General features: G+C 66.7%; 19 protein-coding genes and 1 pseudogene. 7 read left to right on the plus strand and 13 right to left on the minus strand.

Annotated features, from left to right (window positions below; genetic code table 11):
• Window positions 1-32: 32 nt before the first annotated feature.
• Together macS and OCU_RS44155 are read left to right on the plus strand one after the other, a co-directional pair.
• Window positions 33-1,190, plus strand: a complete 1,158-nt coding sequence (gene macS, locus OCU_RS44150) for a MacS family sensor histidine kinase (RefSeq protein WP_009952934.1) — start codon at window positions 33-35, stop codon at window positions 1,188-1,190.
• Window positions 1,183-1,848, plus strand: coding sequence for a response regulator (locus tag OCU_RS44155; RefSeq protein WP_014380877.1), 666 nt, complete (start codon window positions 1,183-1,185; stop codon window positions 1,846-1,848). Before macS ends, OCU_RS44155 begins: the two co-directional genes overlap by 8 nt.
• Here the strand turns inward: OCU_RS44155 and OCU_RS44160 are convergent.
• The 7 genes and pseudogenes from OCU_RS44160 to OCU_RS44190 all read right to left on the minus strand — a co-directional run bounded on the left by OCU_RS44160 (window position 1,812) and on the right by OCU_RS44190 (window position 8,744).
• A pseudogene (locus OCU_RS44160) lies at window positions 1,812-3,160 on the minus strand (acyltransferase family protein). The gene OCU_RS44155 and the pseudogene OCU_RS44160 overlap by 37 nt on opposite strands.
• Before the next feature lie 127 nt (window positions 3,161-3,287).
• Entirely contained in the window at window positions 3,288-3,578 is a 291-nt protein-coding gene (locus OCU_RS44165; RefSeq protein ID WP_009952929.1) for a YiaA/YiaB family inner membrane protein, read from the minus strand.
• Complete coding sequence (locus OCU_RS44170; RefSeq protein WP_014380879.1) at window positions 3,575-3,922, minus strand: hypothetical protein; 348 nt, start codon at window positions 3,920-3,922, stop codon at window positions 3,575-3,577. The genes OCU_RS44165 and OCU_RS44170 overlap by 4 nt, the downstream gene beginning before the upstream one ends.
• Complete coding sequence (locus OCU_RS44175) at window positions 3,919-4,773, minus strand: mycofactocin-coupled SDR family oxidoreductase (protein ID WP_014380880.1); 855 nt, start codon at window positions 4,771-4,773, stop codon at window positions 3,919-3,921. Before OCU_RS44175 ends, OCU_RS44170 begins: the two co-directional genes overlap by 4 nt.
• A gap of 130 nt (window positions 4,774-4,903) precedes the next feature.
• A complete protein-coding gene (locus OCU_RS44180; RefSeq protein ID WP_014380881.1) occupies window positions 4,904-6,184 on the minus strand; it encodes a cytochrome P450 in 1,281 nt (426 codons plus the stop codon).
• Complete coding sequence (locus OCU_RS44185; protein ID WP_014380882.1) at window positions 6,181-7,764, minus strand: flavin-containing monooxygenase; 1,584 nt, start codon at window positions 7,762-7,764, stop codon at window positions 6,181-6,183. Before OCU_RS44185 ends, OCU_RS44180 begins: the two co-directional genes overlap by 4 nt.
• Window positions 7,761-8,744, minus strand: coding sequence for a hypothetical protein (locus OCU_RS44190; RefSeq protein ID WP_148278280.1), 984 nt, complete (start codon window positions 8,742-8,744; stop codon window positions 7,761-7,763). The genes OCU_RS44185 and OCU_RS44190 overlap by 4 nt, the downstream gene beginning before the upstream one ends.
• On the opposite strand from OCU_RS44190, the gene OCU_RS51160 reads away from it, so the two are divergent.
• Window positions 8,731-8,922, plus strand: coding sequence for a hypothetical protein (locus OCU_RS51160; RefSeq protein WP_148278281.1), 192 nt, complete (start codon window positions 8,731-8,733; stop codon window positions 8,920-8,922). The two genes, OCU_RS44190 and OCU_RS51160, sit on opposite strands and share 14 nt — an antisense overlap.
• Window positions 8,923-8,952: 30 nt before the next feature.
• Here the strand turns inward: OCU_RS51160 and OCU_RS44195 are convergent, their stop codons facing one another.
• Window positions 8,953-9,846, minus strand: a complete 894-nt coding sequence (locus OCU_RS44195) for a metal-dependent hydrolase (protein ID WP_036459783.1) — start codon at window positions 9,844-9,846, stop codon at window positions 8,953-8,955.
• Between the two features lie 275 nt (window positions 9,847-10,121).
• Between OCU_RS44195 and OCU_RS44200 the strand changes: the two genes are divergently transcribed.
• The gene (locus OCU_RS44200; RefSeq protein WP_041787213.1) at window positions 10,122-11,153 is read left to right on the plus strand and encodes a zinc-binding dehydrogenase; all 1,032 of its coding nucleotides are present in this window, start codon (window positions 10,122-10,124) and stop codon (window positions 11,151-11,153) included.
• 119 nt (window positions 11,154-11,272) lie between these two features.
• Entirely contained in the window at window positions 11,273-11,881 is a 609-nt protein-coding gene (locus OCU_RS44205) for a TetR/AcrR family transcriptional regulator (protein ID WP_014380886.1), read from the plus strand.
• A gap of 163 nt (window positions 11,882-12,044) precedes the next feature.
• On the opposite strand, the gene OCU_RS44210 is transcribed toward OCU_RS44205, so the two are convergent.
• The 5 genes from OCU_RS44210 to OCU_RS44230 form a co-directional block, all read right to left on the minus strand.
• Window positions 12,045-13,127: a PDR/VanB family oxidoreductase gene (locus OCU_RS44210; protein WP_014380887.1), complete on the minus strand. Its 1,083-nt coding sequence runs from the start codon at window positions 13,125-13,127 to the stop codon at window positions 12,045-12,047.
• A 2-nt stretch (window positions 13,128-13,129) separates the two neighbouring features.
• Complete coding sequence (locus tag OCU_RS44215) at window positions 13,130-14,053, minus strand: alpha/beta fold hydrolase (RefSeq protein WP_041787096.1); 924 nt, start codon at window positions 14,051-14,053, stop codon at window positions 13,130-13,132.
• Between the two features lie 17 nt (window positions 14,054-14,070).
• Window positions 14,071-14,979, minus strand: a complete 909-nt coding sequence (locus OCU_RS44220; protein ID WP_008259582.1) for a metal-dependent hydrolase — start codon at window positions 14,977-14,979, stop codon at window positions 14,071-14,073.
• 21 nt (window positions 14,980-15,000) lie between these two features.
• Entirely contained in the window at window positions 15,001-18,249 is a 3,249-nt protein-coding gene (locus OCU_RS44225) for a thioester reductase domain-containing protein (RefSeq protein WP_014380890.1), read from the minus strand.
• Between the two features lie 437 nt (window positions 18,250-18,686).
• Entirely contained in the window at window positions 18,687-19,718 is a 1,032-nt protein-coding gene (locus tag OCU_RS44230) for a diacylglycerol/lipid kinase family protein (protein WP_014380891.1), read from the minus strand.
• Between the two features lie 186 nt (window positions 19,719-19,904).
• On the opposite strand from OCU_RS44230, the gene OCU_RS44235 reads away from it, so the two are divergent.
• Complete coding sequence (locus OCU_RS44235) at window positions 19,905-20,780, plus strand: SDR family NAD(P)-dependent oxidoreductase (protein WP_009952920.1); 876 nt, start codon at window positions 19,905-19,907, stop codon at window positions 20,778-20,780.
• A gap of 103 nt (window positions 20,781-20,883) precedes the next feature.
• Entirely contained in the window at window positions 20,884-21,801 is a 918-nt protein-coding gene (locus OCU_RS44240) for a DMT family transporter (RefSeq protein WP_009952918.1), read from the plus strand.
• Window positions 21,802-21,847: the final 46 nt, after the last annotated feature.

Consider the following 21,847-nt stretch of genomic DNA (forward strand, 5'->3'; position numbering starts at 1 on the left):
CGTGGGCGACCCGCTGGGGACCGTCCGCATTTATGCTGACCACGATGGCGAATCACGGCCCCGATCCCACGACGCCGCTGTGGCGCGCGGCGCAGGTTTTTCGGTTGCTGAGTTGCGTGTATGCCGCCGGGTTTCAAATCGCGATCAATCCCGATCTGCGCCGGCCCGCGCTCGGTTGGGTCCTGTTCACTGTGCTGATCGGCTGGAGCGCGGCGTGCGCCGTCGCCTACCTGCGGGGGTTCGGGCGACGACCGTCCTGGGTGCTGGCCGAGATCGCGATCGCGGTGTTGCTCATGTGGTCGAACACCGTCGTCGCGACGCCGCACTGGGCGGCCGAGAACCAGACCTGGCCGACGACGTTGTGGGCGAGCAATCCCACGATTTCCGCCGCGATCCAGTTCGGCCCCGGTGGCGGGATGCTGACGGGCCTGGCGGTGATGGCCACCAATTTCGCCGTCAAGGACTACCTCGCCCTCAACCTGGGGCACAACGCCACCGTCATCATCGAGCTGGCCATCGGCATGGCGATCGGCATGGCCGCGCAGACCGCGCGCCGCGCGCACGCCGAACTGCAACGGGCCGCCCAGTTGAGCGCCGCGGTGCAGGAACGCGAGCGGCTGTCCCGCGAGGTGCACGACGGCGCCATCCAGGTGCTGGCGCTGGTCGCCAAGAAGGGCCATGAAATCGGCGGCGCCACAGCGGAACTCGCCGACCTGGCGAGCGAGCAAGAACGAGCGCTGCGTCGATGGGCGGCATGCACCGATATCGATCCCGATGCCGACGGCGCCACGATGGATCTGCGCACGCTGCTGCGATGCCGGGCGTCCGACCGGGTGTCGATCAGCCTGCCGGCGACTCCGGTGTTGTTGGGACGCCGGATAGGGACGGAGCTCGACGCCGCGGTGGGCAATGCCCTGGACAACGTCGGTGCCCATGCGGGACCGGAGGCACGCGCGTACGTACTCGTGGAGGACCTCGGCGATTCCGTCGTGGTCAGTGTCCGCGACGACGGCGTGGGCATTGCGGCCGGTCGACTCGAGGAGGCGGCGCGTCAGGGACGCCTGGGCGTCTCCCAATCGATCGTCGGGCGGCTGGCGTCGCTCGGCGGCACCGCGCAACTGCGCAGCGGCCCCGGCGAGGGCACCGAGTGGGAGTTGTGCGTGCCCCGCGGGGAGGGACGTCGTGGCTGAGGATGCGGCGCCGGCGACGGTGATGGTGGTCGACGACCATCCGATCTGGCGTGATGCGGTCGCGCGCGACCTGGCCGAGGGCGGATTCACCGTGGTGGCCACGGCCGACGGGGTGGCCGCCGCGGGGCGGCGGGCGGCCGTGGTCAAACCCGACGTGGTGGTGATGGATATGCAGCTGCCCGACGGGAACGGCGCACAGGCCACCGCGGCGGTGCTCGCGGCGTCGCCGTCGACGCGGGTGCTGGTGCTGTCGGCCTCCGACGAACGTGAGGACGTCTTGGAAGCCGTCAAAGCCGGTGCGACGGGATACCTGGTCAAGAGCGCCTCGAAATCCGAACTGGCACAGGCTGTGACGGCGACGGCCGCGGGCCGGGCCGTGTTCACCCCGGGGCTGGCCGGACTGGTGCTGGGTGAATACCGGCGCATCGCGCAGAGCAAGGACGACGGCCCCGCCCGTCCCAGCCTGACCGAACGCGAGACAGAGGTGTTGCGGTACGTCGCAAAAGGGCTGTCCGCCAAGCAGATCGCCATGAAGCTGTCGTTGAGCCACCGCACGGTCGAAAACCATGTGCAGGCGACATTCCGTAAGCTTCAGGTCGCGAACCGGGTGGAATTGGCGCGCTACGCGATCGAGCATGGCCTGGACTCCGAACCGTGACCCGCTGTTAGCGGGGTGCCCCGCCGGTCTCGTGGGCCACCGCCCGCGCGGCGACGAGTGCGGCCACGACCACGGCCATGCACACCAGCCCGTCGTCCTTGAGGCCCCACCTGATCGCGGCCAGGATCGCGACACCGGCCACGCACAGCAGCGCGCCGACGACCGCGCCCCGCCCGCGCGAGGTGACGGTCCCGGCGCCGTCCCAGCCGGCCAGCGGGTTGTTTTCGAGCGGCCGCAACGCGACGAACAGCACGGCCACGGCGAGGACCACGATGAGCACCTGCGCGACGCTGACGGCGAGGAAATCCGGCTGGCCCGGAAACCGCGGGGAGCCAAGGTAATCGAAGAGCAGGTGCACGCCCAGCAGCACCGGCATGTGCCACAGGTAGAGGGTCATTGCTCCGGAGTTGCCGATCGCGGTCCACCACCACACCCGCGGTCGCTGCGCCCAGCGCGCGATCGCCGGTGCGGCCGCGATGGCCAAGGCGCTCAAGATGATTGCGTGCCCGGCCAAGAGCAACGACGGCGGGCTGGTGTTGGAAAGGTGGTGATCCCCGGTGCCGACCATGCTGATCTGGTACGGCCCCCAGCGCACCAGTGCGATGTCCACGGCGAAGAAGACGCCGGCCACGGTTAGCGCGGCGCGGCCGTCGAGCAGCCGGCGGCGGTAGGCGACGCCGAACATGGCCGGAATGAGCCAGACGCACAAGTTGAGGTAGCCCAGCGGCATCATCGCCGGCGAATGCAGCCTTATGACGTCGATCAGCGCGATCGCCCCGTAGACCGCTGCCACGCCCGCGGCGAGGCGCCGCGCCGTGGTGATGCGATACAGCATCGGCATGGCGGCCAGCACCAGGACGTAGGCGCCCAGGAACCACAGCAGCTGCGTGCTGACGCCGGCAATCGGCTCGTAAATGTGTTGGGGCAGAGCCCGATACAGCACGGTCAGCGCGACCGCCCAGAACGCCAGGTAGTAGAACACCGGCCGGAACAGCCTGGTGCAGCGTTTCATCAGCCAGTCTCCCCAGTTGGTGCCCGGGGACCAGGAGGACAGGCAGGCCGCGGCGCCGGCGAAGAAGAACAGCGGCATGATCTGAAGCAGCCAGGTCGCCGCCTGGAACAACATCGAGGTGGTGAGCAGGTTGTCCCAGATCAGGACATGGTTTTCGATGACGCTGATGGCCATCACGGTATGGCCGAGCACCACACCGATCAGGGAGGTGATGCGGATGACGTCCAGGACGCGATCACGGTCGGCCGGCGTGCGCGCGGCCACCTCGGCGACGTCGGGAAATCTGGCGAGAGTTGACATGGGTGTCCTTCTGTGAATCGGGATGAAAGCGTTGCGGCGGAGCCGAAGTCGTGCGATGAAAGAAGCATTGCCGACCGCGCGGCTGTGAGCCTGAGCGGTTCTACGCGTTGGGGCTGAGTAGTACTACTCAGCTCGCGGTGTTGAGTGGGTCGTAGTCGGCCAGCAGCCTCTCGATGCGGGCTTCGTCGAGTCGGACCCGCACGGTTGCGGCTTCCTGCTGGTCGCGAATGACCTTGGCCAGCGTGAACGCGCTCGACACCAAAAAGAGGAAGGTGATGCCGAGGAACAGTCGCTGCCACGCGTCAAGGGGAAGAAAGTAAATCCCGGCCAGCGCGGTGAGAAAGCTGATCGCGAAGGCGACGGCGGCCTGAACGAAGAAGGCGGCGGTGGTTTTTGACATGCTGTTGGGAACGGTCATGCCAATAAGCCTGCGACGGCGCACCCTTGGCGGGGATCCGTAAGACTACTCAGATTTGGCGACGACTCGGGGTGCCCTCGACAGCGACGCCGCAACACTCGCGGCGCACGCCGCCCGGGCATCGTGGCGATCACCGTCGCCACCTCCACCACGGCGAAGTGGGCATCCACGACCGGTTTGACCACCAACACCACGGCGAGGGCGGGCACGATCAGCAGCACCGACCACGCCACGAGGCTGTCACCGGGGATGCGTGAATTTGCCTCTGTGGCAAACACATACAACAAGACGAGCAACAGGGCCGCCGCGCCGAAAACGACCGTGGCGATCCCGCGTGCTTTCAAAGCCCCATCTTGAGGCCTGCTCCGGCGTCGATGAACAGTTGCTGGCCGGTGACATAGCGGGATTCGTCGGATGCCAGGTAGATCACGGCGTGGGAGATGTCGGCGGGGTCGACGTAGGGGACGGGGATGGCTTGCATGAAGGGGAAGGTGACTTCGGCGTCGGAGCGGGTCGGGTTGGCCAGGTCAGGACGAAACGTTTTGTAGGTGTTGTCGTTGTGCAGCATGTGGGTGTCGACGTTGGTGGGGTGTACGGCGTTGACCCGGATGCGGTGCGGTCCGAGGGTGAGGGCGAGTGCTTTGGTGTAGTCCCTGATCATGGTCTTGGATAGGGCGTAGGCGGCCCCGCCTGGACCTTTGAGCGTGGCGCCGTGGAGGCCGGTCTGCGGCACCAGCCCAGCGATGGAGCCGGTGACGATCACCGATGCGCCTGGATGCAGGTGTGGGAAGCCAACGTGGATGGTGTTGACTACGCCGATGAAGTCGACGTCGAAGGCGTCGATGAATCCTTGCGGGGGGATGTGTTCTCCCAGGGGCATGATGGCGGCGTTGGCCACGACGACGTCGAGGCCGCCGAGTTCAGCCACGGCGTCGTCGAAGGCTTTCTTGAGTGCGGCGCGGTCGCGGACGTCGACTTGGGCAGTCACTGCACGGCGGCCGGACTTTTCGACGAGATCTTTGGTCTCGTCCAGGTCGGCGGGGGTGGCCATCGGGTATTCGGCGGTTTCGATGTCGGCGCAGACGTCAAGGGCGATGACGTCGGCACCTTCGTCGGCCGCGTGAACGGCGTGGCTCCGGCCTTGTCCGCGGCCGGCGCCGGTGATGGCGATGACTTTTCCGTTGAGTCGGTTCACTGTTGGACTCCTCGCTAATTCACGAAACCGCGTAGGGCGTCTATGCCGAACATGGGGCTGACCATGAATGAGTAGTCGGGATATGTTTTCTACCACTGAGTGATTCAGGTTCCTACCGGCGTCACACGCCTCATCTCACAACCCGTATCGGCACCGATGTGGGTCCGGACAGCGACGGGGTGGTAGTCCACGTGACGGGTCCGGCCAGTTCCATCCGCTCGATTTCGTCGAGGATCTGATTCAGTACCACACGCACTTCCAGGCGGGCCAGGTGCGCGCCCATACAGAAGTGCGCGCCGTGGCCAAAGGTCACGTGGCCAACACCGCCACGATCGATGTCGAAGTCCTCGGGTTGGTCGAAACGGTCGGGGTCATGGTTGGCGCCGGCATAGAACAGCACCACGCGCGAGCGTTCGGGGATGGTGATATCGCCGACCGTGTAGGGCGCCAGGGTGGTTCTCCCGACCCACTGCACCGGGCAGCCCCACCGCAGCGCTTCCTCGGTCGCCGCACCAATAAGGTCCCGGTTCTCGCGTAACCGGTCGTAGAGATCTGGGTCGCGGGCCAAGCGCATCAGCAAGATCCCGAGCAGGTTGGTAGTGGTCTCGCTGCCGGCCACCAACAGGATTAATGCCGTGCTCAACGCTTCCAGCATCGACATGTCACCCTCGTCGAGGGCGATGCGTACCCGCCCGAATACATCCTCGGTGCGCATCCGGGTGCGCCGGTCGAGTTCGTCGTGAATCAGCGCACGCATCGCCAGCATCCCCGGTAGTGCCCGGCCGACCGAGGTAGTCACCTCGGACAACGAGCTCACTGCGAACACAGACCGGAAATCCTCGGAATACCTTTGGAATTCACTGCGCCGGGTCTCATCGACACCTAAGATCAGCGCGATCGCGGCCACTGGCAGCGGCACCGCCAACGCAGGAACCACATCGACTGTCTCGCGGCCCAACAGCGCCTCGACTCCGGGCTGAGTAATCTCCCCCAAGGTGTCCTCGAGTTGGCGCACTGCGCCCGGGGTGAATGACGGTGCGGTGATCCTCCGCAACCGGCTGTGATCGGGTTCGTCGGTGCTCACCACACCGGGCATGGGCATCGACCGCAACAAGATGCCCGAGGCCGACGACAGCGTGTCGTGGGCGCGCGCAGCAGCGACAATGTCGTCATAGCGTGAAAGCATCCACACGTTCAACCGTTCGTTTACCGCCACCCGCTGCGCGCGCAGCCGGCCCAGCTGAGCCCACGGGTCGGCAATGGCGTCGGGGTGGGTGGGATCGAAGTCGGTCCGTGGCACCTGCGCACCGGCGTGACGCACCTTGGCGCGCCGCAGATCTCGCAGCACGCCGCGTCCGATCATGGACCCCGAATCACGCACCGTGCCCGCGACAGCACGCAATGAACTCATGAGGACCGCGCCCGCATCATTGCGACGTCGCGCTGAGCCCCGGAGGGGCGGGAAGTGAATCGGTAGTCACCATGCGGGGATCGGCGGGCCAGCCGCCGTGCCCCGACGATCGTTTGGGGCCGGTGATAAACCGTATCGCCTTGGGAATTGACGAAATAGGTGTTAATGCCTTCGTTGCAGCGAGTGAAATAAAGGTGCGCAGTCCTTCCGGTGGTTTGCATCCGCGAGTGGTAGGCCTCGAACGCCTCCGGTGTCACCGCGACCACGACATCGGCGCCCGCGCGGCGGGTCTCGTCAATGACACGCACCGCGTGCTCGGCCATCATCTCCACGAAGTCGGTCCAGCCGACACCGACGAATCCCAACGGCCCGACGATCTCCCACCGATTGGGCAGTCGGGGGTGCGCGGTGCCGGCGTAACTGCGCAATCCGCGCACTCGGTAGTCCTCGGCCAGGTCGAAACCGTCAGTGCCCAGGATCGTGTCCGGCCGGTACGTTTCGGGATCGGTCCACAGCTCGTAGCCGGTGGCCGTGACGATCAGATCAGTCTGATGCTCGACGCCGTCGACGGTTCGGACTCCGTTGCGGGTGACCCGATCTATAGGGGTGGTGATCAGGTGGGTTGTGGGCTCGTTGAACGCCGGCAGGTAGCTGCTGGAGATGATGGGCCGCTTGGCTAGAATGCCGTGGCGGGGAAGCAGTTTGCGCCGGGTTGACTTGTCGTGGACGACCGCGCGCAACAGGGCGCGAAACCACAGCCGCGACCACGCGTCGTAGCTGCGCATCAGCACAACCAGCGCGGTGTCGGGCAGCCGCGACATCACATGCACGACCGGCACGAGCATGAACAGGTCGAACGCCAGCCGCCCGGCATGGTGGATCACCGCCATGAGACCGGGCAATCCCAACACTGCGCGCAGGCGCGGGGTGATCTCGACGTCGGGTTTGGGCAGGATCCAGTTCGGGGTGCGCTGGTATACATCGAGCTGGGTGACCTTGCCCGACAGCGCCGAGACGATCTGGGCGCCGCTGGATCCGGTGCCGATCACGGCGACCTTCTTGTCGGTGATGTCGTAGTCGTCGTCCCACGCGTTGGGCCGCAGCACGGTCCCACCGAACTCGGCGATGCCATCGATGCCGGTGCTGGCCTTGGCGTTGACGTAGCCTCCCACCGAACTGATCACGAACCGTGCCGTGACCTCCGTGCCGTCGCGGATCGCCAGCCGCCACCGCCCGGCGTCGTCGTCCCACAGCTGACGCATGACCTCGCTGTCCGGCCGAAGAAACGGGTAGAGGCCACAGCCGCGGGCGGTGTCGGTCAGATACCGGTAAATCTCGGGGCCCGGCGCGAACAGGCGACTCCAACGGCGGTTACGCGCAAAGGACAACTCATACCAAAAGATCGGAATATCGACGGCCAGGCCGGGATAGTGGTTGTCGCGCCAGGTACCGCCGAAATCGCCGCCGCGTTCCAGAATCACCAAATCGTTGATGCCGCGCCGGCGCAGCTGGTGGGCCGCCGCGATTCCCCCGGGACCCGCGCCGATGATCGCGACCTCGACGTCTAAACGTTGACTCATGGCACTGTCCTTCTGTTGAGCACCTCGCCGCGCTGATCCGCAGGGGGGGTGGCCCTCGGTCGCAGCCTGAACATGGCGGTCACCAGCAGCGCGGCCATCACGAAACACACTGCGGCATAAGGAAGAACGCCGGTCGCGGTACCCGAGGCGGTGACGCGCCCCACCGCAGCGAAGTAGTCGCGCAGTCCACTGACCCAGCTGATCGCCATGACAGCCAGAAACGCCGCGCCGAACACCATGGCATAGGTGGTGTCGCAGGTGGTCCCCTCGCGGCGCGCCCACGGCCACGCGCGGACGACGGTGAACCCGCCGACGACCCCCACCGCCGCGGTCGCCAGCAAGTAGACCACCGCTTCGGCCAGGGGAGCATTCCCAAGCAGCCAGGCGGGAATACCGAGCACACCGAGTGCCACAGTCGTCAGCACGCCGACCGCGACGGCGCGGGCCGCCAGCGTCCCGACTCCGAGTTGCTTGCCTTCGGCGACCGGCTCGACTACCCACCGCTGGACGAGGAACGCGACCACGATCGGGGCCAGCGCAGAGAACAATGCGATGCTGGTCAGCGGCACCACGCCCAATGACGGTGCGGTGGAGCGGTTTTCGGAATTCCATACCCACCACTTGAGTTGCGGGCCGATGTGGTCGAACACCTCATAGAAACAGCTGTGCACGAAGCCGACGCACACCGCGCCGATCAATGCACCGTGGCGAGCGAAGATGCCGAGGCTCCGCACGATGTCGTAGGCGAGGGTGAGCAGGGCCGGGTAAAGAGCGATGATGTAGAGCGGCAGCCGGTCGAACATCAAATCGACGGTGAAAACGTTGTGCACGAACACGATTCCCAGTTGGTTCTCCAAGCCGAACACGCGCGGGAAATAGATCGGCGGTTCGATCACCAGCAGGTAGATGATGCCGCTGAACCAGAGCACCAGCCGGGTTGGATCCCCCTGCGTGCGTTGCACTTTGATGGCGACGATCAACGATGCGATGGCGCCGGCGGTGATGGTGCATTCCAGCAGCGGCAGCGTCCAGTTCGCCAGTTCGACAGGATTGCGAAGATGGATCATTGGCGGTGAGTTGGCGCAGGAAAAGCCAAGTTTGCCGGCCAGCCGTGCTACCTCGGGAATACAGATCTCAGACATTGTGATCGGGCCCTAATCGGGCGGGCAAGCGAGGCGGAACCGGCATCTACTGCGCTCCGGCCGTTGCGGTGTACCAGTGTGCGATGTCGGCGCCGACCTCGTAGCGGTGAAACCAGCGGTCGGCGAACAGTGGGAGCGGTTGATGTGTCGGGTTGTGCCACGGGGATTGCGACTCGAGGATGCGTAGCAGGGCGACGCCCTTCTGCCGAGTCGACAGGTGTCCGAGCGCAGGTGGTGCGGGGCGGGGCCGGCGCCGGGCGGACAATGACATGGCGGGCAGCGCCCGGCGCGCGTCGATGATGCGGTCGGCCTCAGGCACGTGGGTGTTGAATCCGTCCACGACGATCATGAAGGCCTCATTCATGTGCCTGAGGATGGCGGGCAAGGCCCGTACCCTCCGTGTACGGCTGCGGATGAGCGAGTCGTAGACCACCAGCGCGGAGCTGCGGTGTTCGACTTCTTCGACGAAGTGCCACAGAAACAGTGATGCCACCCGCTCGTCACCGGGCGCGAACAGGGTGGCCTCATTGTCCAGCAGGAGTTTGAAATACGGGGTGAACGTCGCTTCCAGGTTGGCGGTGTAGGCGAGCCGGAAATCCAGCGGCGCGCTATCGGTGAGCCGATCGAAGCACCGGACCGTGTCAGCCAGGGTTTGTTCCAGGCCTGGATGGCGGCGGGCCAGCGCGTGCACGTGTTGACGGTGTGCGTTGGCGTGCTGGGCTTCTTGGCGTAGGAACGCCTCGGCCTCCGATTTCGCCTCAGCATCGGTGATCAGGGGGATTGCTTCGCGCGTCGCAGTCACGATGAGTTTCTCGAAGGCGATCGCGATGATTGAGACCGCGTTGGTGAACACCGAGAACGTTGGATTGCGTGGATTCCAGATGAAGGGGATCTCGCCATCGAAATCAAAGCGCACCTTGCGGATTTCGAGTGAGGTGATGTCGCGCCTCCTGTCAGCCATTGGTCGACGTGGCGGTGCCTCGAATTTGCGCCACGCCACAGGGCGCGGGCATCACGGGCGATTCCGGTCTGCCGGCCTCAGTACGAGAACGAGCCTAACGATCGGCTGGACACAAAGTCAATACTGTCCAGTCAATGCCGATGCGAATAACTCGGCATACCTGGCTGGACACTTTATTAATTGCGTCTAGTCTCTCAAGTAGTATTTGGCCGAGCCGGGAACTTAGTGCGAACGACGTGAACCAGGAGGTTGGTGTGCGTGCGGTGATCATGGACAGCAAGGGGACGGTGCACGTTGCCGACCGCCCCAATCCGACATTGCCTGGCCCGCAAGGTGTGATCGTCGCCGTGGAGACCACCGGGATCTGCGGATCGGACCTGCACTTCTACGATGGTGATCTGCCATCGATCGACGGCTTGAGCATCGGGCATGAAGCCGTCGGCGTCGTCGTGGAGGTTGGTGACGCGGTCCGCCGCGTCAGCGTGGGCGATCGGGTAGTGGTCTCCTGCATCACCGGTTGCGGGCACTGCCACGGCTGCGCCGTGGGCGACCCCGCCACCTGCGATACGGGCGCGTCGCTGTTCGGCTTCGGCGGTGAACTCGCCGGTGCCCAGGCCGAGCTGCTCGCGGTGCCCGTCGCTGATGCCACGCTGCTGCCCGTCCCTGCAAGCATCAGCGACGAGGCGGCGGTGTTGCTGGCCGATAATCTGGCCACCGCGTGGACGGCGGCGCGACGGGGTGACGTCGGCGCGGGGGCTACGGTATTAGTGCTGGGATTAGGCGCGGTCGGTCAATGCGCGGTGCGGTGCGCGCTGCAGTTAGGTGCCGCAACAGTATTGGCCTACGACCCGGTTGAGGGCAGGCGAGCCAGGGCGGCATCGTGCGGGGCGACGGCGATCGGCGGTCCCGACGTCGCGGCCGCTGTTGCGGAGGCAACCCGGGGCCGCGGTGTCGATGCGGTGATCGACGCCGTCGCCACCGACGCGTCCCTGGACTCTGCCGTCGGTGCGGTGCGAGCCGGTGGCACCATCTCGGTCGTCGGCATCCACGACGCACAGCCCTACCCGTTCCCGATGTTGCAGGCGGTCTACAAGTCGATCACTTTGCGGACGTCGATGGCGGCGGTGCAAAGCGCGTGGCGCGAATTGCTGCCGTTGATCATGGCTGGGCGTCTAGACACCTCGGGCATCATCACCCAACGCCATCACCTTGAGGACGCACCGCAGGCCTACGAGCTGGTCGCCGCGCGCAGCCCCGAATGCACCAAAGTGCTGCTTATCCCGTGAGCCACGTTTGACACCAGCGAACGAGCACCGAGAAAATTATCCGATGACTGCGCACTCATCCCTACATTCCCGTCCGTCGGCGATGCTGACGCCAATGAGTCCGGGGTAGGAGGGGCCCGGTGCGGACTCATGGGTGGGGCGGCGCCACGCCGGCCAGCGACGAAGAAGCCATCGACCGCATCCTCGATGCCGCCGACGATGCCATCGAGGCGCGCGGCGCCGATATGCGTATCGCCGACGTCGCCCGGGCGCTGGGGGTGTCGCGCCAAACCGTCTACAACTACTTCCCCGGTTCGGGCGCGCTGCGCGAAGCGGCGGCGACCCGCTCGGGCTTGCGGTTCCTCGAGCCCTTGGCCGAGCACCTGGCTGGCATCACCGATCCCATTGAGGCCCTGGTGGAAAGCCTGGCCTACACCCTGGAATGGCTACCCGAGGATCGCTCCATCCAGGTGATGCTCGCAACCGACTTCACCAAAGCCTCCACCCGGATCACGTCGGACGCATGTGTCCAGTTCGGCCACGCCATCCTCGCTGGCCTCGACGTCGACTGGGCAGACCTGGGACTGCGGGACGCAGACCTCGACGACCTAGTCGAATACATGCTCCGTATCCTGCAGTCCTTCACGATCGACCCAGGCCGCCCGCCCCGCCGCGGCGCAGCACTGCGCGACTACCTGCGCCGATGGGTGGCACCGGTCCTGTACGCCGAGATCACCGCACACCAGTAGCCCACGCGATCGGTTACCGATCCCGTCAAGGGGCCGCGGGATGCATCGTCAGGAACCTGAGGGTCGAATGACAATGTATGCGTGTTGGTTTTGATGAGCGCGGCCCCGATTGCGCGGCGCCGACTGGCGAAAACCGTTGCGACACCGATGCATTAGGAAGAGCTCAGGCGTCGATGACCACGCGCCCGTTTTTGGCCCGGGACACGCAGACCAGCATCTCGTCGTCGCCCTCGGCGGCGCTCCCCCGTCGATCAACCTGTCCGGCAAGGACTTTCACCTTGCAGGTGCCGCAGAAGCCCTGCTGGCAGGAGTAGGCCGTCGTCGAGTCGCGGTCGAGCATCACGTCCAGCGCCGACCGGTTGGACGGCACGGTGAGCACCCGCTGCGAACGCGCGAGTTCCAGTTCGAACGGGACGCCGTCGATCACCGGCGGCGGTCCGAAACGTTCGTAGTGCAACGGCGCGTTCGCGTGTTCGTCGCGCGCGATGCGCACCGATTCGAGCAGCGCGGTCGGGCCACACACGTAGACGGCGGTGGTTGGGCCGGCGTCGGCGAGCAGGTCCGCCGCGGTGGGGATCCGGCCGCGCTCGTCGTCGGCCCAGACTGTGACGCGGTCCGGCGCGACCGCAACCACTTCGTCGAGCAGCGGCATGTAATCGCGGCTGCGCCCGGCATACACGGCGCGCCAATCGATTCCGTGCTGCTGCGCGGTCTGGATCATGGGCAGAATGGGCGTGACCCCGATGCCGCCGATCACGAACAACACCTCGTGCTCGTCGGTGACGAGATAAAACGCGTTGCGGGGGCCTTCGAACTCGATCGAGTCCCCTACGTGCAAGGTGTCGTGCATTTCGATCGAACCACCGCCGCCGTCGGGAATGCGGCGCACGGCGATGCGATAGTCGGTGCGCCGCCCGGGCGCACCACACAGCGAGTACTGCCGGCGGCGTCCCGACGGGAGCCGGACGTCGATGTGCGCGCCGGGCGTCCAGGATGGCAGCAATCCGCCGTCCGGGTCGGCCAGCGTCAACGCAACCACATCGGGCGCCGGCTCCTCACGTTTGGTGATCACCGCGGTCGTGGTCCGCCGCACGGGCTGGACCCGTGAAGGCGTCCACCGCGACGCCGACGCCATGCCGCCGAACAGCGTGCCGACGCCGTACAACGCGGTGTACATCCGGTCGCGTTTGCGTCGGCCGTAGAGGTCGGCCGGAATGCTGTCCCAAATAGCCCGTGTCACAGCCATCCTCACGCCTGCCCCATGCCGTGACGGCCCGCGGGCTCCGATGTCAGGTTGACCCACTCGCCGGTGAATCCGGCGATGACGTCGGGATGCGAGGTGACCACCCAATGGCCACCCTCGATCGGGACGATCCTGCCGCCGTCCGGAATGGAGCCGGTAAACCGTTGCAGGGCGGGCGATACGAAATAATCCCGCCGGGCGACGAGCACCTGCACCGGCACCCGTGTCTGCGGCAACTGCTTCATGGGCACGAAGAACGGCGCCGGCATGTTCGCCCGGTACAGGTTGAGGCCGTTGAGGTAGTCGTCGATCGACCGGGTCGCCGCCGCCCGCTGCCGGTCGCTGCCGCGGCTGCGGCCGATACGTTCCACCGCGGCAAAGACTTTCCCCGTGGCGCGCGAGCGGATTGCCAGCTCCGGCACAACCGGGCACAGGAAGAACCAGATGTACGACGACGCGAGGGCCTGCTTGACGACGTCGAAGACGGCGCGCGGTGTGCGCGGGGACCGTAGGAACCTGCCGGCATAGTTCAGGTGCGGCCCGGAGATCGACGTGAACGAGGCGACCTTGGCCATCACCGTATCGTCGGTGACCGCCGCCCAGCCCTGGATCGAACCCCAGTCGTGGGCCAACAGGTGGACCTGGCCAACCCCGAGGCTGTCGATCACCGCGCCGACATCGGAAACCAGCTGCGGCAGAACATAATCTGTTCGCCGTGCCGGTTTGGAGGAGTCGCCAGACCCGCGCACGTCATACGCCACGACGTTGAACCGGCCGGCGAGTTCGCCTGCGACACCGTCCCACACGTGGTGGTTGTCCGGATAGCCGTGGATCGCCAGAACGGTGGGCCGCCGTGGGTCGATCTCCGTGTAGGCGTGGACGGCCAGCGAAACCCCGTCTGAGGCGATCACTGTGCTGGACTGAGTCATCCCGAACGCTCCCGTGTTCAGTGCGACGCGCGGGCGGCGGGTGAGCGGGCCAAATAGTCGACCGCGCGACCGACCCCGCCCAGCTGGGACGGATGGAAACTCGGCGTGTAGTAGGCGCCGATGACCCGCAGGAACTGGAATGGCCCGGGCACCAAGCCCCTTCGGGCCGCGCGGAAGTAGTCGCGCCAGCGCGGTTTGGTCCCCGGCGGCAGGTACGGGTCGACCGAATACATGAACCGCACGCCGCGGATGAACAGCCACAGCAACGCGGGCGTCACGAGCAGCTGGGTGCGCACCTGCCGCCAATACCCGGCGCGCAGGTGCTTCATGGTGTCGAACGCGACGGCCTTGTGCTCGACCTCCTCGGCGCCGTGCCAGCGCAGCAAGTCCAGCATCACCGGATCGGTGCCCAGGGCATCGTGCTGAGGGGTGTCCAGAATCCATTCGCCCAGGATCGCGGTGTAGTGCTCGAGCGCCGCCACCATCGAGACCCGTTCGAGCAACCAGCTCTGCCGGCGACGCCGGCTCCAGTGCGGCCGGTCACCGATGAGTTGGGTGAACAGCCAGCGCATCTGGTCGGTGAACGGCGTGACGTCGATGTCGTTGGCCGCGAAGTGCCCGAGCACCCCCGCGTGCGCCTGGGAGTGCATGGCCTCCTGGCTGACGAATCCCTGCACATCGCGCCGCAATTGATCGTCTTTGATCAGCGGCAGGGTGTCCTTGAACGCGTCGACGATGAACTCCTCACCCGCCGGCAACAGCAGATGCAGCACGTTGCAGAAGTGGGTGGTGAAGGGCTCGTTCGGCACGTAGTAGAACGGCAGCGTCGACCAGTCGAAGTCGACGTCACGCGCCTGCAGGACGATGCGCTCGTGATCGAGCGAGGCGTCATGCGGGCCCGCTGCCATGTCATCGACGGTGAACATCGTCGCCATCCCCTTTCCGTGCTAGGCGCTGCGCTGGGCCTCGTCCTCTACTTCAGTGATCAGACGCTCGCTGCGCAAGAACCGGACGAGGTGATCGACCGTCTCGGTGAGCGCCGGCTCGCGCAGGCGGACCGTGGCCAGCCCCCGCCGGTGACGGTACTGGGTGTTGTCGTAGCGCTTGTCGCGCATCGCCGCGATCTTGCCCGCCGACCGGGTGAGGAAGTCGACCAGCGGATACATCTGGTCGTTCGGCGTGCACCGACGGTCCAGCTGCTCGGCGAACGATTCGATGTCGTGGTACTCAAAGCGGTACCCGTAGCGCTCGGTCAAGATCCGGGTGATGTCGGTCAGGTTGTAGTAGTCGTCGGCCGTTAAGTTGAAGACACTGCCCGACTCGGCTGGGAGGTCCATCAGCGCGACGATGTGATCCGCGATGAGGTCCGCCGGCAGCAGGCTGATCTGGTTGAGCGCGTTGACGGCCAGACCGTGCTCGATCATGAATGCCGTGAGGCGCACCAGGATGTCGTCCTGGCTGCCGAAGCCCGCCCGGGTCGGAGAGATCAGCGACGGCCGGTAGATGCGGACGTCGAGGCCCTTCCGCTGCGCGGCCAGCGCCAGCTGCTCGCCGACCCACTTGGTTTGCGAGTAGCCGAAGTCCAGCCCGGCCATCTTCTCGTTCGCGTCCCACTCCCCGACCACCGGTTCGGTGCTCCAGCCGTAGATGAACGTGCTCGAGACCAGGTGGAAAGTCTTGCGGTGGGCGGTCATCGCCAGTCGCAACAGCTCGCGGGTGCCCTCCACGTTCGCGGGCCGCAGGGCGTCGTAGGTCCGCACGTAGTTGACCAGCGCGCCGTTGTGCACGACGGCGTCGACGTCCTCGGCGAGTTGCTGGAAGGCCGCCTCCCCGATGCCCAGCGCGGGCTCGGCGAGATCGCCACAGATCACCCGCACCCGCGCCCGGACCTCCGCCTCGAGCGCCGGCGTCCAGAGCTGGGCGCGGCGCAGCGACGCGACGATACGGTCCAAACCGTGCGCGGCGTCGGTGGCCCGCACCAGCGCGTGCACGTTGTACGACGTCCGGCTGAGCAGGCTGCCCACCAGGAACGGCCCCAAAAACCCGGTCGCGCCGGTCAGCAGGATGTCGGTGGGCGCACCCGCTCGCGCGGGCGCGAGCTCGGGCAGCGGCAGGGCGGCGTCGGCACGCATCTGCGCGGTCTCGTAGGCCTCGTAGTCGGCCGAGATCTGATCCAGCGCCCGGCGCAGGGCGTCCAGCGGCTGGCCGGATCCCTCGCCGAATTGGCGCATCAGCCCGAAGAATTCGGCCACCGTCAGCCGCTGCAGCAGGCGCGTGTTGACCTCGTCGGCGAGCTCGCCCGCGCCGTGCTCCTCGAGCACGGCCTGCAGGTCGGTGCGGAGTTCGGCCAGCGCCAGCGAATCGATGCCGAGGTCGGCGAACGAGCAGTCCTCGTCGCCGGTGAGGTCGTAGCTCTCGATGAGATTGCGGAAGCGCTCCAGCGGGCCCGCACCGACCTCCACGGCGTCGCGGGTCCGGGTGGCCGCCGGGTTGACCCAACTCGTGAACGCGGGCAGCGTGCCGTCCAGCCACAGCTGGCGGGTCCGCGCGCGCCGGATCTTGCCCGAGGTCGTCTTGGGGATGCTGCGTGGCGGCGCGAACACGATGGTGTGCGGATCGATGTGGCAGTGCCGCCGGATCGCGCGGGCCAGGGCCTTCGCGTCGGGCAGGTTGTGCTCGTCTCGCACCTCGGCGACCACGACCAGCGCCTCCTGCTCGTCGCGCTCGACCGACAGCGCGGCGACGCACCCGCTGCGGACCTGGCCGGCGGAGCGTTCGACGACGGCTTCGACGTCGGAGGGGTAGCAGTTGACGCCGCGCACGATGATCAGGTCCTTGCTGCGGCCGCAGACGAACAGCTCACCCTCGTAGAGGAAGCCGAGATCGCCGGTCCGCAGATAGGTGTGGTGGTCATCGCCGGCGATGCGGGCCCCGAACATCTCCGCGGTGAGCTCCGGGCGGTTCCAGTAGCCGCCGCCCTTGGAGGGCCCGTCCAGCCAGACTTCGCCGACCCGGCCCTCGCCCAGCGCCGTTCGCGATTCGGGATCGACGATGCGAACCAGGGTTTCGTCGATGGGCTTGCCGCAACTGACCAACGGGACCTGGTTGCTGTTCTCCGGCAACGCCTTTTCGACCCGCGCGACATTCTTTTCCAGCCCGCGCTTGTTCACCGTGATGGTCTGGCGCCCCCGGATCGAGACGATCAGGGTGGACTCGGCCATGCCGTAGGCGCCGGTCAGCGCCTCGGGCCGCAGGCCGTAGTCGGCGAACCGCTTCCGGAATTGGTCGAAGGTGTTGGCCCGCAACGGTTCTGCCCCCACGACGATGCACTCGAGGCTGCTCAGGTCGACACCGGCCAGCTCGGACGCGGGCAGCTTGTCTTCACGCAGGCAGTATTCGAGCGCGAAGTTCGGTCCCGGCGTGTGCGTGGCGCGCACGTCGCTGATCAGTCGAAGCCAGGACGAGGGCCGCGCGAGGAAGTCCAGCGGCGACATCGCATGGGTGGACCCGCCCAGCAGCAGGATGAACATGTAGGCCGAGATCAGGCCCATGTCGTGATGCTGCGGAAGCCACGAGGCCAGGACCACGTCGCCGGTGAAGGCGGACCCGTTGGCAATCACGTTGGCGTGGCTGACGATGACGCCCTTGGGGTCGTTCGTCGAGCCCGAGGTGTATTGCAGGAAGAGCACGTCCCCCGGCGTGTCCGCCACCGGGGCGCCGCCGAATTCCTGGGCGCCGTCGGTGGCGAACCAGGGCAGCTCCGGCAGTGCGGCGTCGGACCACGCCTGCCCACCGTGGCGCTGGCCGAGCAGCAGCCGGAAGTCGTACTCGAACTGCTTCGTCGACAGCACGGCCTTGGCGCCGCAATCCCGCGCGATGAAACTGAGCTTGGCCAGCCCGGACTCGAACGACATGGGCAGCGGTGGGCTGACGGGGACGGCGATCACCCCGATTCGGGCGCAGGCATACAGCGCCGCGATCATCTCCAGGCCGGGGGGGTAGACGAGCAACGCGCGCTCGCCCGCTTTGAGGCCGGCCTCTTTGGACAGGTAGGCGGCCAGTTCGCGGGTGCGGTCGGCGAAGCTCTGATAGGTGTAGTGCTCGAGTTCGCGCCCGTCGACGTCGACGAAGCGGAAGAGAGTCTGGTCCGGCTTCAGCGCTTCCCACTTGTGCAGGTAATCGATCAGCGTCTCCATCTTTGGAGCGACCCCCCTTCCAGGTTTGGGCTGAGCCCGGGAACGACTTCCGTCATGAATATAAAACCAATGTAACCCTGACGCCCGGTGAAGAGCAAAACATCCAGCAGCATTAATGGGCTATGCACAACACATTCACAGCTTCGACTTAAGCGGCGAATTCAATTGCATAAATCCTGATCTGTGTCGATACGGACTTCAGTATCTCAGTGGCTGTTGAGCAGGGATTATGCTCGATGTTGCTCCTCAAATACTGACGTACGGATGTACTAATCCACGCAATTCATATGTCCCTCGCCGCCCGCAATAATAACCCTGCCACCCGCGTCGCCTTATGGTCAAACCGCTGAGCCAGAAAAGATTTCTAGATTCCGATTTTGCCGGCGTTTTGTGCCCAGGCGCCGGAAGTGGATTGCGGAACTAGAAAGTGACAGGCGTCACGGCGCGGGCGCGCTGTGCGCCCGGGCGATGGTGGACGGTGCGACCTGCGCGATGCGGATCCGCGGTCCCGCCCGGGCCACGAGCTTCACGATGCCCAGGAAGCGCTCCCCGTCGATGATGGGTGACAGCGGCTCGTCCTCGGCCTCGATGATCATCTCGTGGCCGTTGACATCACGCAGCCCCTTGCCGCGGAGCATGCCGTTGGTCAGCGCCGTGGGAAGCTGCGCCACGATCCGCGACGGCCGCAGGTATCCGGCCTGAAAGTGCAGCGCACCCGGCTCGGAAGCTTTGGGGAACAACCGCAGCGGGCCGCCGATGCGCAGATCGATCGCGCCGGCGTGCAGCAGGCTGTGCGTGCGCGACGGGACCTCCTCGCCGTCGATGACCACGTGAGCACTCGTGGGGGTGAACAGGATCGAGGCGTAGTTCGGCGTCTTGACCCGACTCGGGGCGATTTTGGACGTGATGTAGTCGCCGAAGCTGCGGGCGATCACCCGCGCGACGGCGAGCCGACCGTGATCGGGGGCGTCGTAATACCGGTCGTAGAAGCGGTTCCCGACCCCGCCCGCGGCCAGCCCGAAGCAGAGGCGATGAAACGCCGCGCCGTCGGCGGTTTCGCCGTCGAGCACCAGCGTGTCGAGCCACATCTCGGGCGGAGGCTGATCGGCCTCGGCGGCGGCGACCAATGCGCGGATGATCGTCTCCGGCCGGCCGCGGACCCGGGCCTTGCGGGCCACCGCGTTCACGCTGCCCCCGTTGGACGGGACGAACGCCGGCCAACTTTCCGGGTCGCCGATGCATCGCTCGGTTTCGTTGATCAACCAGTGCAGCGCGCCGTCGCCACCGTCGCCGACCAGGTGGGTGACCCGGGGACCGATCTGCGCGATGGTGTCGCGGAGATCGTCGATTGATGCGGTCTCATGCACCTCGCCCCAGGGACCGACGAGGCGACGCAGTTCGTCGATGCGCTCGCGGGGCGCGGCACGATTCTTCCGCGCTTTCGGATTGACGATGACGCCTAGAAACATCCGGCGGTCCCCCACGCGTACCTGACAAAACACCGCTGTCGTGCTACCCGCGCCGGTGGGATGTCGCTGGTCATCCCAGGCACGATACCTGCGAGCGCCGCCGGACGAGCAATGCGTCCTCACCGCCACCGCGCGGCCGCTCGGCCCAGCGGCGCGCTCGGCAGGCGCGTCGTTAGGGTGTCTGCCATGGCCGATTGGACCGCAGCCCGGCTGCCCTCGTTCGCCGGACGGACCATCATCATCACCGGCGCCAACGCCGGGCTGGGTGAGATCACCGCCCGCGAGTTGGTCCGGGTCGGTGGCCACGTCATCCTGGCCGTCCGCAACACCGACAAGGGGCACGCCGCCGCCGCCCGCATGGCCGGCCCCGGTCGGGCCGAGGTGCGCCAGCTCGATCTGCAGGACCTGTCGTCGGTGCGGCGCTTCGCCGAGGGCATCGACACCGTCGACGTCCTGGTCAACAACGCCGGCATCATGGCCACCAAACACGCGGTGACCGTCGACGGCTTCGAGGGTCAGATCGGCACCAACCACCTCGGCCACTTCGCCCTGACCAACCTGCTGCTGCCCAAGCTGACCGACCGCGTGGTGACGGTGTCCTCGCTGATGCACCACTTCGGCTATATCAGCCTCAAGGACTTGAACTTTCAGTCGCGGCCCTATTCGGCCTGGCTGTCCTACAGCCAGTCGAAGCTGGCCAATCTGCTGTTCACCAGCGAGCTGCAGCGGCGTTTGGACGGCGTCGGCGCGTCGCTGCGCGCCCTGGCCGCCCACCCGGGCTGGTCGCACACGAACCTGCAGGGCAACTCCGGCCGCAAACTGGGCGACGCGGCGGTCCTGGCGGTCGACCGCATCGTGTCGACCGACGCGGATTTCGGCGCCCGCCAGACGTTGTACGCGGTGTCGCAGGATTTGCCGGGCAACACTTTCGTCGGCCCGCGGTTCGGGCTGTACGGTCGCACCCAACCGACGTGGCGCAACTGGCCGGCCAAGCGCGCGGGCACCGCCGCCGCGCTCTGGGAACTGTCCGAGCGGCTCACCGGAACCGCATTCCCGCTCTGAGCGGGCCGCGTCTGTGCGGCCCGGCAACCGCGAGGCGCGCCGGTCGGGGCCGCGATTAAATTAGTAGTTCGAGCACAAGCCAGCTGGGTGAGGAGGTTATGCCATGTCCGACGTGCATCTGGCGGCCATTCTCGCCCTGTGTGCCGCGCTGGCATCCGCGATCGGCAACGTCGTGCGTCAGCGGTCCGCGCAGGAGGTCACCGACAGGCGGGTGGGCCACCTGACGTTGTTCGGCATGTTGCTGCGCGACACCCGGTGGTGGCTGGGCGGTTTGGGCGACATCGGCAGTTACGTGCTGCTGGCCGCCGCCCTCGACAAGGGCTCGGTGTTGCTGGTGATGTCGCTGCAGGTGACGGCGCTGCTGTTCGCGCTGCCGATTTACGCGCGGATGAGCCATCACCCGATCACGCGCCGGGAGTGGACCTGGGCGCTGCTGCTGGCGGTCGCGCTGGCGGTGCTCATCGCGATCGGAGACCCGACCGGCGGTCAGCAGCGGGCGCCGCTGCAGACGTGGCTCGTGGTGGCCGCGGTGATCGGCCCGCTGTTGCTGCTGGGCTTGTTGGGCGCCCGCATCTGGGTGGATCGTCCCGTCGCGGCGCTGCTGCTTGCGGCGGTGGCCGGCTCGCTGCTGGCGGTGTTCGCGGTCCTGATGAAGGGCGTCGTCGACATCCTCGAGCGCCATCCGGGCCAGGTGTGGCAATCCTTCGAGCTCTATGCCCTGGTGGGCTGCGGGGTGGCCGGGATGATCTATCACCAATCGGCGTATCGGGCCGGCGCGCTCACCGCGTCGCTGCCGACGATCATCGTGGCGAAGCCCGTGGTGGGCGGGATCCTCGGAATCGTCGTGCTCGGCGAGACGCTTGCGGCCGGCGGCTGGGAGTGGTTTGTCCTGGCGGTGACGGCGGTGGTGGTGATCGTCGCGACGGTGGGCCTGGCGCGCGGTGAGGCGGCCACGGTGTCGGCCGGCGCGGGGCGCGACGTGAAATCCAATGAGCGGCCGACCGCCGCCACCCAAGCGTGAGCGGGCCGGAGCGGGACGCGAATCACCGCCTCTAGCAAGCTTTTCG

The organism is Mycobacterium intracellulare ATCC 13950, from assembly GCF_000277125.1.
Classification (GTDB): Bacteria; Actinomycetota; Actinomycetes; order Mycobacteriales; family Mycobacteriaceae; genus Mycobacterium; species Mycobacterium intracellulare.